Origin of the sequence: Methylobacterium ajmalii (assembly GCF_016613415.1) — a bacterium.
Taxonomy (GTDB): domain Bacteria; phylum Pseudomonadota; class Alphaproteobacteria; order Rhizobiales; family Beijerinckiaceae; genus Methylobacterium; species Methylobacterium ajmalii.
Genome location: NZ_JACWCT010000080.1, coordinates 1 through 12308, shown reverse-complemented (window position 1 = coordinate 12308; position 12308 = coordinate 1). Strand labels below are relative to the sequence as shown.

The window sequence follows — 12308 nt, the reverse complement described above, 5'->3', positions numbered from 1 at the left end:
CGATCGTTTCAAGCTAGAATCGCGGACGCGCCGCCGCTCGACCGGCCGCTCCGGATCCCGAATCCCCCCTCCGAAAACCCGTCGCGACGCTTCCGCGCGCCGCCCCCTTCGATTCTAGAGAGAAAGAAGAATCTTCGATTTCCGTGGCACCAAACTGTCTGCACCCTGTCGGTCGCCGCTTCGCGAGCCAGGCAGCCCACTCTCGCGACAGGACGCGCACGAGGTTCGTCTGATGCTTCTGCCCCTTACGGGGCCGCTCGGTGATCGTCACGAGCCCGTCGCCCTCGGCGAGGCGAAGCGTCGTCTGCGCGAGGCGGTGACACACGCCGGCCCGCGCTGCGATCTCGGCGATCGACAGGGCGCACACGCCGCGGGCCGCCATCTCGTCGCCCACGACCCCGAGCACGGCCGCCTGGCCGTTAGTGTAGCGGGCGGAGAGGTGGTCGGGCAGGCACCGGGCCCGGGAGATCAGGCGCACGCGCGCCCGGCTCTTGGCCCTGTCGGGGGAGGTCTGGCGGCGCTGACGCGCGAAGCGGTGCACGCGCTCGGCCGTGGGCGCGATCGCAGCCCCTAAGGATAGGCCGGCCGGCATAGGGGAGGGGGCCGGCGTCGCCCGGCCGGCGGTGCGCCGGGCCTCGATCGCGTCGTCGAGCTCGCCGGCATCTTGGTCGCTGATCAGTCCGGTGCCGTTGAGGTCGTAGAGCTGCGCGCGCAAGCCCGGGAGCGCCTGCGGCAGCGCTCGGGCGATCGCGTCTTTCATCTCGGCATAGGTCATCGGTCGGCCCTTCGGTAAAGGGCCGCGGCAGATCGTTCCCGGACGCGTGGCAGGCGCCCAGGCTCCAGACAAAGCGGCCCCGTGTCCGAAAGCGGCGCTTTCAGATTGACTCGGGCGGCGATTTCCGGGACGATGAGCTTGTGAGAGACTTCATCGGCCCTTCGGGGCTCTAGACCCTCGGACGCCCTGGCAGGCTTTCGGGGGTCTCGCTTTTTCAGGGTCTCACTGCGGCGGCAGGATCTCCGGGTTGATGCGACTCGGGCTCAAGCCACGGGTCGCGGAAGCCTACAGACAGGCACGGATTAACCCTGGCCGTCAAATCTGAGCGTCTAGGAGCAGTCCTGTTTCTGGGTACGGTGTGAAATCGCCGTGTGGGCTTCCCACGTCCACGTCAGCGCCGGTTTCATGATCCGCTGGCTTCACGCCAAGCGCGCCACCCATTCTCCTGCATAGCTCTCCGTGTCGTTGTACCCAGCACGTCGGCCAGCGCCGCGGCGGACGGGAGCCGATCCCACTTCAGGTACTGGATCACGCGCGGCGTGGCGGGCAGCACGTTCCAGAGAGGGGGACGGGCAACGTCGAAAGTCCGGCTGTGGAGCGTCGCGAAAGCCGTTGAAAAATCGCTGTCGCGGAAAGGAGGCGACTGGTAGGTTTTCGATATGCTGCTGGGCTACGCGAGAGTGTCGATAGACGATCAAACGGCTCTCCTTCAGCTGGAGGCGCTGGAGGCGGCGGGCTGCGAGCGCACCTTCTCGGAGCCTGCGTCCGGCGCGGCCGCGGGGCGGCCAGTTCTGGCCGAGCTACTGAACCACTCGCGGCGTGGTGACACACTCGTAGTGTGGCGACTTGACCGGCTCGGACGTTCTCTGCCGCACTTGATCGAAACTGTGCAGAAGCTGGAGAGGAGGGGAGTCGGGCTGCAGAGCCTTACCGAAGGCATCGATACGACGGCGCCGAATGGGCGTTTGGTCTTCCACCTATTTGGAGCGCTCGCGCAGTTCGAGCGCGAGGTAATCCACGAGCGAGCCATGGTGGGTCTAGCGGCTGCGCGGGCCAGAGGACGCAAGGGTGGACGCCCACCGAAGCTCAGCGCAGAGAAGCTGCAGGTAGCTCAGCGGCTTTTAAAAGACCCTAAATTGACGGTGTCCGAGGTCGCAAGAACCTTGGGTGTTCACCGCTCAACGTTGCACAAAGCGCTGAATGGAGCAGTGGCGAAGCAGGTTGATGGAGTGGGACGTGGATTTGTTCGGGCCGGATGAAGCTGCGCCCGGCCCCCTACGTCCAAAGGCGGAGGCAAAACCGGCTAGGCCGGTGAAGAAGAAGAAGCGGATGGCGCGTAGCGATCTCCTAGTGGCTCTTGTGAAGGCGGGCGCAACCGGCGACCGTCATTTGGCGCGCACGTCTGCTGAAGCGCTTATCGCTGATGAGAAAGCAAACAAGCACACTGTCCTCGCTGAACGGCTGACGGCCGCCCTCCGCACGAACCTGAACGGCAGCCATGTTGCAGCACCGGCACCGGCGGTACGCGGGCCGTCGACACGCGACCTCTTCGTTGACCGCGTGCCTCAGCGTCGGCTAGCCGACCTGCTGCTGCCGCCCGTCACCCGCGAAGCGTGTGAGGAGCTGATTGAGGAGCAGCGTCGAGCCGACGTCCTCCGCTCGCACGGTTTAGAGCCCCGCCATCGCATCCTACTGGCCGGACCTCCTGGAAACGGGAAGACCTCTTTAGCGGAAGCGATCGCTGAGGCTCTGAGCGTTCCCCTCCTGACAGTCCGCTACGAGGCGGTAATCGGCAGCTTCCTCGGTGAGACGGCAGGCCGGCTCCGTCGCGTCTTCGACTTCGCGCGCACGACGCCGAGTGTGCTTTTCTTCGACGAGTTCGACGTTGTCGGAAAGGAGCGGGGTGACATTCATGAGACGGGCGAGATTAAACGTGTCGTCAGCTCTCTCCTCCTTCAGATGGACGATCTGCCAAGCTGGACCATTATCGTAGCGGCGACCAACCATTCCGAGCTTCTTGACCGGGCTGCATGGCGACGGTTTCAGCTACGTCTTGATTTGCCGGCGCCGGGCGAGAGACAAATATCTAATTTTATCAGCATGTTTTTCCAAGCTCGGCCGGTGCTAAGCGATCTTGGAAAGTCGCCAGATCAGCTAGCTCGCGCACTACGTGGATCAAGCCTCGCTGAGGTTGAGGATTTCTGCACAAATATTCTTCGTCGCTTCGTCTTGTCACTGGGGGATGGTCGCCCAAGCGAAATCGTCGAGCACGAGTTAAAGGTCTGGCGATCCCGCGTGAGTGCACCGAGCAAAAAGAAGAGCGAGAAACGTGGCGGAGAGACCTCTCCTTCAGATACCTGAGGCTACCCGTAACGAACGCGATAAGCGTGCCCCTACGCCGGTAGACCCGAACGCGAAGATCGCGAAGCCGGGGTTCGGTCGGCAGGCGCAGCGGCTTGGCCCGCGTTTCGATCGTCTCAGAAACGTCGCTGCTCAGGCTGCAGCGCAGGCGAGCATGACACTACGCGCCGATCCCGATGGTATAGCGCCGGAGAGAGCACTCGTCTTCGAGGTTGTCGGTTCAGTAGGGGACTTTTACAGCCAAGTCGGACGCATCCAGGGGCTCGAGTTCCTGCTGGAAGACGATGCCGTAATCGAGCCCGATGACGACTTCCACGTCGTGCAGAATAATAAGGGCAAAGAAATTCGTAGCGAAAAGCCTGTCGGCGGACGCCTCTACATGGCGATGCCTGACATGCGCGCGTTGGGTGAGATCCTCAGGCTCTGGGATCTGTTCCGCCAAGGCCAAGCGATGCCGTGGGGCTTCGCACCGTGGGGCACCTTGTTCGAGATGCTGAACGACCTGCGGGCGTGGGGGCCGCAAGATCGAGTCCTGCCAGAAACGTTGGAATACTGGCGCGAGCGTGTAGCGGAGCGACCGGATGACCCTGTACGGTTCGAGGTCGAGCTCTGGTTTCACGAGCGCGCGGAGCGGCGAGCCCAAGCGATAGGCAGTGTTGAAGGGCAGCTCACCGAACTGGGCGGACAAGTAGTTTCTTCGTCGCTCATTGAGCCGATCCGCTATCACGGCTTGCTTATTGACCTGCCGCCTGACCAGGTACGAGAGCTCATTGAACATCCCGACGTCGCGCTCGCGCGTCTGGACGACATCATGTACCTGCGACCGCAGTCGCTCGCCTCCATCGCTGAACCAGAGGAACTGGGTGAGTCTGCAGTGCCCCCGCAACAGGCCAAACCAGAGGGCGACGCGATCGCCGCTCTATTGGATGGCGTACCTGTTGCCAATCATCAGCGGCTTGTTGATCGCCTGATACTGGATGACCCAGACGACTATAGCGCTCGTACGCCAGCGGCCAAGCGCTCGCATGGAACGAGCATGGCATCCCTGATCGTGCACGGCGACCTGCAGGCTGGAGAGCAGCCCGTAGGTCGGCCGCTGTATGTGCGCCCGATCATGGTCTATGACGCTGCGGCCGATGCGGAAACCACGCCCCCTGATCGGCTTCCGCTCGACGTCATCTATCTCGCGGTTCGGCGCTTGCTGGAGGGTGATGGCGGCGAGCCCGCGTCTGCACCGACCGTGGTCGTAATCAACCTCTCGGTGGGCGATCTTAATCGCCCATATGCTGGTCGAATTAGCCCGTGGGCGCGGCTGATGGACTGGCTGTCATTCCGCTACCGCGTCCTATTCCTAATCAGCGCGGGCAATGTGCGTCGCTGGTTGCCGGTCCGCGACTTTGCGACCACAGCTGATTGGGCGGCAGCGACCCCGGAGCAGCGCGAGGCGGCGGTAATCGCGGCGCTGAACTCCGAGAAGGCAACGCGGTCACTACTCTCACCTGCCGAAGGGCTGAATGCGATCGCTGTCGGGGCTTGGCACGCAGACGAGTTCGCCAGCGCGCCAGAGGCCTTTCATCTGAAAGATCCATTTCCAAACGGCAGCATGCCCAACGTCAGTTCGGGCGTCGGTCTCGGCTTTCGACAGACCGTCAAGCCCGATCTCCTTTTCGACGGGGGTCGTGAGCTCGTGCGGGCTTCCGAAGATGAAGGTCATGTGTGGCTCACTGTCGATCCGGGTGGAAATTACGCTGGTCAAATGTCGGCGGCACCTGACGGTGGCGGGACAGGCCGCTTGGATGTGCAGCGTCGGACTGTGGGGTCTAGCAACGCGACTGCGCTCATCACACGATCGGCGATCAGGATCTACGACTCGCTGGTTGAGGCTGGCTACGACATACCGCGCACCCATGCGGCGGTATTGCTAAAAGCTTTGCTCGTACACGGTGCGACTTGGGGCGAAGCCGGAAGCAAACTTGATGAAGCATTCGGACCGGGAGGCCGCGATTGGCAGCGCCACCGCGATAACATCTCCCGTTTCCTAGGTTATGGACGACCTGAGATTGACCGCGTCCTCGACTGTACGGCCGAACGGGTCACACTATTCGCATACGGTGAGATTGAACAGGATGCACAGGACGAATTTGCTATTCCCTTACCACCGTCGATCGAGGGCTCAACGGAGCTGCGTCGCTTGACGATGACCATGGCTTGGCTGACGCCGATCAACGCCCGGCACCAGCAATACCGCTCGGCGACGCTCGAACTGCTTCCTGCCGGCGACAAGAGCTACTCCTTGGCAGTCGGGCGCGCGTCCGCACAGCCCACGCACATCGCCATCAACCGCGGAACGCTCTCGCACTGCATGTTCGAAGGGGAAAGCGCAGTCGCCTTTCTAGATGGTGGCATGTTGAAGCTCCGAGTTGCTTGTCGTGCCCAGGCGGGCGCGCTTGATGATCGCGTGCCCTACGCTGTTGCGATCAGCCTGGAGACAGAGGTCGGGTCAGGCATTGCGATCTACGACGAGGTCAGGGCCGCGGTTCAGCCGGCAGTTCGGGCAACGGCGGGTGCAGCGTGATCTGTGCAACTGTTGCCGCAGCGAGATGGGAATGGTCCTACGTTCGGCGTCACAGGGAAGTCTGTAACTGATTGCACTTCCGCGGCAACAGCCGAGGTTACGCGGCCGGCTTCTCGGGTGCGAGAGCACGGTGCATGGAGCCCTTCCCGATGACGAGCTTTGCAGCGATGACGTTCATGCGTAAGCGGCGCCTTCAGGCCACGGCTCTGGGGTCTCGCGCGCTGGCATAGGCCCAGGGGCAGCAACTCGTCGAGGCGGCGGTTGGGATGGCCCTTGGCGATGCGAGTGAGCACGTCGCTCAGGTAGGCGTGCGGCTCCACCCCGTTCAGCTTGCAGGTCTCGACCAGCGAGGCGATCACCGCCCAGTGCTGCCCGCCGCCGTCCGAACCAGCAAACAACGCGTTCTTGCGCGTCAGCGCCAGCGGCCGGATCGCCCGCTCGACCACGTTCGAGTCGAGCTCGACCCGGCCATCCTCCAGGAACACGCTCAGCCCCGCCCAGCGCGACAGCGCGTAGCGGATCGCCTCGGCCAGCCGGCTCTTCTGGCTCAGCTGCCCGAGCGTCTCGCGCAGCCAGGGCTGCAGCGCCGCGATCACCGGACGGCTGTGCTCCTGGCGCTGCATCCGCCGCTCCTCGGCCGAGCGGCCGCGGATCTCGGCTTCGGTCCGGTACAGGAGGACGTCGCGTTGGTTGTTCGCCCAGTTACGCCAAGGAAGAACGCTGCGTGAACGTCATGCAACGCGACGTTGGCGCGGCAGGTTGAGCGGCCGCCGGCCCCTCGGCATGGCGACGTGGTCCCAGAGGAAGTCTCCGGAGAGCGCGATGTGCTCCCACCCGACGGGCGAGGTGTGGCTCAGCAGGTCGTCGGGCGCGGGCTCGACCGTCGTACGCAAGTGCGCCACCGCGTCGGCCATGTAGGTCGAGTTCCAATATACGATGGCGGCGATGACGAGGTTGAGCCCCGAAGCGCGATACTCCTGCGCCTCGCGCGAGCGGTCGGCGATGCGTCCCTGTTTGTAGGTGCAGATGGCACCGGCCAGAACGTGGCGCTGCTCGGACTTGTTCAGTCCCGCATGGCAGCGTCGGCGCAGCGCGGGCGCCTCGAGCCAGTCGAGCATGAACAACGTACGGCAGATGCGGCCCATCTCGGCGAGCGCGAGGTCGAGCTGGTTCTGCCGTTCGTAGGCGGCAAGCTTCTTCAGCATCGCGGAGGGCGCGACGACGCCGGCCTTCAGCGAGGCTACGAGGCGGATGATGTCCCCCCAGTGCTCGCGAATGAGTTCGACGCGCACCCTCTTTCCCATGATGGGCTTCAGCGCCGGGTATCGTGCGGCGGGCTCGATCGAGGCGAGCCGGCGGTCGGGGAAGTCGCGCAGGCGGGGGCAAAAGCGGAAACCCAGCAGCGCGCACAGGGCGTGGACGTGGTCGGTGCTGCCGCCAGTATCGGTGTAGTGCTCGGCGATGCTCAGGCCGCTGCCGTGATGGAGAAGCCCGTCGAGGACGAAGGGCGCCTCGTGCTCGGTGGCCGAGATCACGGTCGCATGGAAGGGATCGTGCTGATCAGAGGTGTGGGTGTAGAAGGCAAAGCCTGGATCGACACCGTAGCGGGCGTTGACCTCGCCGGCGGCGTCGCCGCGCTTGCCCGACCGGAAGAACTGACCGTCGGACGCCGAGGTGGTGCCATCCCCCCACACACAGGCGATCGGCAGCGCGTGGTGCGCGTCGATGATGCGCGCGAGCGCGGCCCGGTATGTCTCATCGCGGATATAGGCTTCGCGGGTCCAGAGAAGCTGGTCGCGGGTCACGCCCTGGCTCGCCTCGGCCATGCGAGACAGGCCGAGATTGGTGGCGTCGGCGAGGATCACGGCCAGGAGTGCGGCCTCGTTGTCGACCGGCCGGTGCGTGCGCAGATTGGTGAAGGCGGAGAGGAAGCCGGTCTCGCGCGCCACCTCGTGAAGAAGGTCGGTGACGCGCACGCGCGGCATCAGTGCGTCGATGCGCTCGGCCAGCGCCGCCGCGTCCGGCGGGGTCGCGGAACGCACCGGCGCGATAGACAGCCGGCCGTTCTTCATGGACACGCCCTCGACTTGGCCTCGGGTCAGGCGGCCTGCGAAGCGCTGGAGGCGCCAGTCGAGTTCACGGCCCCGCTCCGACAGCCACGCGTCGCCGCTCGCCGGCAAGTCGAGATCGGTGACGATGGGCGCAGCTTCGGCCGCAGGAAGGAGATAGCTGTCGAAGCGACGATACTCGCCCGAGCGCTCCACCCAGACGTCGCCCGAGCGCCACTTGTTACGCAGGTGGGCGAACACCGCAGTCTCGTAGAGCCTGCGGTCGACCTTGCCGTCAGCACCGGCGACGAGCCTGCGCCAATCCTTCTTGAACGGCATCGGCGCGTCGCGGGGCACGTCGCGTTTTCCGGAGCGGTTAAGCTGACGCAGGGTGGCGAGAGCAGCAATCGTGGGGTCCGTGCTCCGGCTCGCCCTGAAGTCGATCGCCTCTAGAAGGAGCGGCGCGAACTTCCTGAGGGTGCCATGCCGGTCGGCGGCGCGCACCAGCGGATCCTCCTCCGCGAGGTCAGCGATCGCAGCCGCGTCAGGCTTAGCGTGGATAAGCCGGTCCAGCCCGACCGCCCCGTCGATCGCGCTGAGCGCGTCGCCGCCGTCGCGCACCGCGGCCTCGACCGCTTCGATCGTGCCGTGGAGCAGGCGCATGAGCCGGCCAACGTCACGCGAGGTCGCCGTGTAGGTGCGCTCGCGGGCATTCTTCCCCCGTGTGAAGCTGGCACCGATCAGCCGATCGGCCATGCCGAGCACGGCGTCGGTCAATCGCCTCTCCAGGTCGAGCAGCGCCGCGACCAGGATGGCGCGGCGTCGGTGCGGCGTGTAGCGTTCGATCGCGTGGGGCGACGACAGTTGTCCCTCCCGCACGAGTGCGCGCAGCCGGTCGGGGTGGATCCGGTTGGTGAGGGTGGGGTCGAGACCGACCGCGCGCACCATCGCCAGCCGGTCCACAAGTTCGCGAACGTGGTCAGGCTTGGGCGCGACCGGCAGGTCCCTCGTCCAGGCAAGCAGCGTGCGGCCGGTCGCAGGATCCACGGCCAGCATTGCATCGAGCCTTGTGATCTGCTCGTGCGAGAGGCCGGCGAGCAAAGCGTCGGCGGCGCGCTTCCTCGCACGAGCGCGTCCGGCCAGCCCGGCGCGTTCGATCGTGTCGGGTGTCGGCAGGACGATGCGGACGTCGCGCAACGCGTGGATGATTCCTTCAGCGATCGGCCCTCCCTTGTCTGTCGGCCACGCCGCAGCCGCGGCGGACTCGATCATCAGCGGCAGATCCACCCGCGTCGCCGGGCGCAGGCCCAGGGCGCGCTCGAGCTCGCGAGCGTGCTCGGTCGCGGTCGCGACTCGGGCTGCGTAAGCGGCAAAGGCGCTCGGCTCGATCCCGAGTTGCTCGGCGAGGAAGACGACGAGCGCCTCGGGAGCGCCGGTAGCGACAGAGAGACCGAAGCCGGGGTCGCGCAGGAGCGCGAGCTGTAGCGCGAAGCCGAGCCGGTTCGCGTCGCCTCGATGCCCCGAGACGAGCGCCAGGTCGGTTAGGTCTAGGGTGTAGCGCCGGACAAGTTCGTCGCGACCCGTCGGCACGCCGAACAGCCGCTCGCGCTCGGCATCCGTCAGCAGGCTCCGACGTGCCATCCCGATCCTCCCACCGTCCAGAGAAGGCAGGGGATCATTGTGGACACGGATGCTTAACGGGACGCATTAATACCAATCCTCATTGATCAGAACCCATGTGTCCATTGGCGTAGTCCGATGGACATGATGCGCCAGGGCTGGTCGATGAGCTTGTTCCAGGCGTCGCAGCAGTGATCGAGGATATCGGCGTAGGATTTGAAGATCCGGTTGCCGAGCCAGTTGTCGCGAAGGAACTGCCACAGGTTCTCGACGGGGTTGAGTTCGGGACTACGCGCCGGCAGCGGCAGAAGGGTGATGTTGTCGGGGACCGGCAGCTTCTTGGTCGTGTGCCAGCCGGCCTGATCGAGGAGGAGCACGGCGTGGGCACCGGGAGCCACGGTCCCTGAGATCTCTTCGAGGTGGTGGGCCATCGCCTCGGTGGTGCAGCGGGGCATGACCAAACCCGCGCCGACGCCCCGGGCCGGGCAGATCGCCCCGAAGATGTAGGCCGACTGTGTGCGCTGATCCTTTGGGGCTGAGGGGCGTGTCCCGCGCTTGGCCCAGCGCCGGGTCAGCGTGTTCTTCTGGCCGACACGGGCCTCGTCGCAGAACCAGACCTCTATCGGCTTGCCGCCGACAGCTTGCGCGATCTCCGCCAGACGGTCGGGGAAGTCTTTTTAAAAATGGCCGCGGCCTCCGGGTCCTGGGCGTGATGGCGCGGACGGGCCGAGAGCTTGCGGTAGCCCATCGCCCGCAAGACCCGGCTCAGGGTCTGCTCGGAAACCGACACGCCGTGATCCTCGGACAGGATCTGGGCCAGATCGCAGAGCCGCCAGCGTACCACGCCGTGAGCGGCGGGAACCGGCCCCTGTTCGACCAGCGCCTTGAGGACGTCCCGCTGATCGGCGTTCAGGCGCGGACGGGCCCCAGGGGCCTTGCCGTCGATCAGCCCGTCCGGGCCATCGGCGTTGAAGGCCAGGACCCAGTCGCGCACCGTCTGCAGCCCGACCCCGCCGATCTCGGCCGCCTCCGAGCGCGAGCCGCCCGCCGAGATCACCGACAGCGCCAGCAAGCGGCGGGTCTGGGCCGGATCGCGTGAACCCTTGGCCAGGGCACGTAAGGATCCGGCATCGAAGTCCGACCGCAGCGGTACGGGAGCGGCCATCGCATCCTCCTCAGGCCCCAAACCCGAGGACAGAATCACGGCCGAGACAGCGGCGCTACCCGTCGTGAGTCGCGCTCAACGAGGTCTGGTATAAGTGGACGGGAACGAAGCCTGCGCCGGATCGGCTCGGCGGGCGTCCCGAGAACGGACGTTTGCGGGACGAGATCATGGGCGACGTGCTGGGTTACGCACGGGTGTCGACCGGAGACCAGGACGTCGCGGGGCAGACGCTGCGGCTCGAGCGGGCGGGCGCCATCTGCGTCTTCACCGACGTGCGGTCGGGCAAGAGCATGGACCGGCCCGGCCTGACCGAACTCCTCGCCTACGCGCGTCGCGGCGACACCCTGGCGGTGGTTCGCCTCGACCGACTCGGGCGCTCTCTCGCCGAGCTGTTGTCGAGCGTAAACCTGCTCAAGGAACGCGGCATTGCGCTCGTGAGCCTGGAGGAGAAGATCGACACCGGCTCGGCCGCCGGCGAACTGGTCTTCCACGTCTTCGGTGCGATCGCCCACTTCGAGCGGCGGCTGATCGCCGAGCGCACCAAGGACGGGATCGCGGCGGCCCGTGCCAAAGGCAAGCGTCCGGGCCGGCAACCGGTCGATCCGGACAAGGTCGTGGCCGCCCTGAAACTCGTCCAAGCCGGGCTATCGCCTACGGAAGCGGGGCGCCAGGTCGGGCTCGGCCGCGCCACCGTCTATCGCGAAATGGCCCTCGCCGGGATCACACGAGCGGTGTAGCCGCCACCCTCGCAGCTCTTCCGAGGCGGCAACCGTTCACGACCCGTTCGTCTCGACCGTAACTCAGCGAACAATCAACGCGACGCCCTCAACTTGAGCTTCTGCTGCCCGAGAGGATGCCCAATGGCTTGCATGGTTTTGCGCGCGGCGACCTCGGGGGGCGGACCAGGCCGAACCGCCTCCTCGGCCTGTTTGACGCTCTCCGGCATGGGTCGGTAGAGCGCCTCCTGGGCGAATTCGGTCACCTTTGTCGCGACAAAGCCCGCAGCGAGGCCGATTGCGACATCGACCAGCAAGTTGTCTTTTTGGCTGCCCATGACCGTTCATCTCGCAAGTTGTTCGACCCGCCAAGAACATCCGGCCACTGGGGGCCTGTGATGAAGTGCCGAGAAGTCTCTGGTGCTTGAACGAAGCTGGACCAGCGACAGGTTCCAGGAATTATGATCGCAAATTTAGAGTAGTGGGGAGGCAGACATCTCGATCTGCTTATCCCAAGCATAGCGCTGGAGCGTGGACCAACGGCGTCGGAGGTAGATTAGCCCGAACCACTGTCCAAGCATGCTCAAGGTTACGGCCACGCCGACGAGCTTGTAGTGTGCCAGCGCTGGACTGTTGCCGAACCAAGCCGAACCAAGCGCCAGGCTGAAGAGAACTGCCTTGAGGCGGTTGCCGCACGAGCGACGGACCCCGTCGTCCGGCTGTGGCGATGCCTCGATATGGCCTGCAGGACGGACGACCGGTTTCGGTGAGCCTGCGCAAGCTGCCCCTGTCATCCGAATTCGCTTCCCCGTCCTGGCGTCGTTGCTGAACACCCGGTTTCGGCTTCCGGCCGAGGCGTACACCGTCGCCCCCGGCCGCTTATGAAGACGTGAAGCAGAACGAAGGCTCCGGCAGCCGCTGAGGCCACGACGAGCAGGACCTGGGATTGCCCCGTTTCTGTGGACGGCTACGGGGCTTGACTGAGCAGGATCTCGGTTGCGGGTTTTGGGCGGTGCTCCTGTTCGTAGACGAGGGGTGAGCGGTAGCC

Annotated in this window: 8 protein-coding genes and 1 pseudogene; 4 read left to right on the top strand and 5 right to left on the bottom strand. The window is 65.4% G+C overall.

Annotation, left to right across the window (positions count from 1 at the left end; genetic code table 11):
- Positions 1-13: 13 nt before the first annotated feature.
- Positions 14-775: a hypothetical protein gene (locus tag HPY23_RS15060; protein WP_099957651.1), complete on the bottom strand. Its 762-nt coding sequence runs from the start codon at positions 773-775 to the stop codon at positions 14-16.
- 659 nt (positions 776-1434) lie between these two features.
- Between HPY23_RS15060 and HPY23_RS15055 the strand changes: the two genes are divergently transcribed.
- From HPY23_RS15055 to HPY23_RS15045, 3 genes are all read left to right on the top strand, one after another.
- Positions 1435-2034, top strand: coding sequence for a recombinase family protein (locus HPY23_RS15055; protein ID WP_099957652.1), 600 nt, complete (start codon positions 1435-1437; stop codon positions 2032-2034).
- A complete protein-coding gene (locus HPY23_RS33100; RefSeq protein ID WP_236017677.1) occupies positions 2000-3136 on the top strand; it encodes an AAA family ATPase in 1137 nt (378 codons plus the stop codon). The genes HPY23_RS15055 and HPY23_RS33100 overlap by 35 nt, the downstream gene beginning before the upstream one ends.
- 154 nt (positions 3137-3290) lie before the next feature.
- Entirely contained in the window at positions 3291-5711 is a 2421-nt protein-coding gene (locus HPY23_RS15045) for a S8 family peptidase (protein ID WP_099957654.1), read from the top strand.
- A 193-nt stretch (positions 5712-5904) separates the two neighbouring features.
- Here the strand turns inward: HPY23_RS15045 and HPY23_RS15040 are convergent.
- From HPY23_RS15040 to HPY23_RS15030, 3 genes and pseudogenes are all read right to left on the bottom strand, one after another.
- Positions 5905-6400, bottom strand: a pseudogene (locus tag HPY23_RS15040) (IS66 family transposase); the annotation flags it as partial.
- A gap of 42 nt (positions 6401-6442) precedes the next feature.
- A complete protein-coding gene (locus tag HPY23_RS15035) occupies positions 6443-9400 on the bottom strand; it encodes a Tn3 family transposase (RefSeq protein ID WP_053622085.1) in 2958 nt (985 codons plus the stop codon).
- Between the two features lie 86 nt (positions 9401-9486).
- Positions 9487-10544, bottom strand: a protein-coding gene (locus HPY23_RS15030; RefSeq protein WP_173807913.1) for an IS630 family transposase whose coding sequence is annotated in 2 segments (ribosomal slippage) — positions 9487-10052 and positions 10052-10544 — 1059 coding nt in all. Because the reading frame shifts where the segments join, the coding sequence is not laid out codon by codon here.
- A 167-nt stretch (positions 10545-10711) separates the two neighbouring features.
- Here HPY23_RS15030 and HPY23_RS15025 point away from each other — a divergent pair.
- Complete coding sequence (locus HPY23_RS15025) at positions 10712-11281, top strand: recombinase family protein (RefSeq protein WP_043075164.1); 570 nt, start codon at positions 10712-10714, stop codon at positions 11279-11281.
- Positions 11282-11355: 74 nt separating this feature from the next.
- Here the strand turns inward: HPY23_RS15025 and HPY23_RS15020 are convergent, their stop codons facing one another.
- Positions 11356-11598 carry a hypothetical protein gene (locus tag HPY23_RS15020; RefSeq protein ID WP_099957655.1) on the bottom strand — a complete coding sequence of 81 codons (243 nt, stop codon included), beginning with the start codon at positions 11596-11598 and terminating at the stop codon, positions 11356-11358.
- Between the last annotated feature and the right edge of the window lie 710 nt (positions 11599-12308).

Coding starts and splice junctions, on each gene's coding strand:
- HPY23_RS15060 (WP_099957651.1), bottom strand. CDS start 775: ATGACCTATGCCGAGATGAAAGACGCGATCGCCCGAGCGCTGCCGCAG.
- HPY23_RS15055 (WP_099957652.1), top strand. CDS start 1,435: ATGCTGCTGGGCTACGCGAGAGTGTCGATAGACGATCAAACGGCTCTC.
- HPY23_RS33100 (WP_236017677.1), top strand. CDS start 2,000: ATGGAGTGGGACGTGGATTTGTTCGGGCCGGATGAAGCTGCGCCCGGC.
- HPY23_RS15045 (WP_099957654.1), top strand. CDS start 3,291: ATGACACTACGCGCCGATCCCGATGGTATAGCGCCGGAGAGAGCACTC.
- HPY23_RS15035 (WP_053622085.1), bottom strand. CDS start 9,400: ATGGCACGTCGGAGCCTGCTGACGGATGCCGAGCGCGAGCGGCTGTTC.
- HPY23_RS15025 (WP_043075164.1), top strand. CDS start 10,712: ATGGGCGACGTGCTGGGTTACGCACGGGTGTCGACCGGAGACCAGGAC.
- HPY23_RS15020 (WP_099957655.1), bottom strand. CDS start 11,598: ATGGGCAGCCAAAAAGACAACTTGCTGGTCGATGTCGCAATCGGCCTC.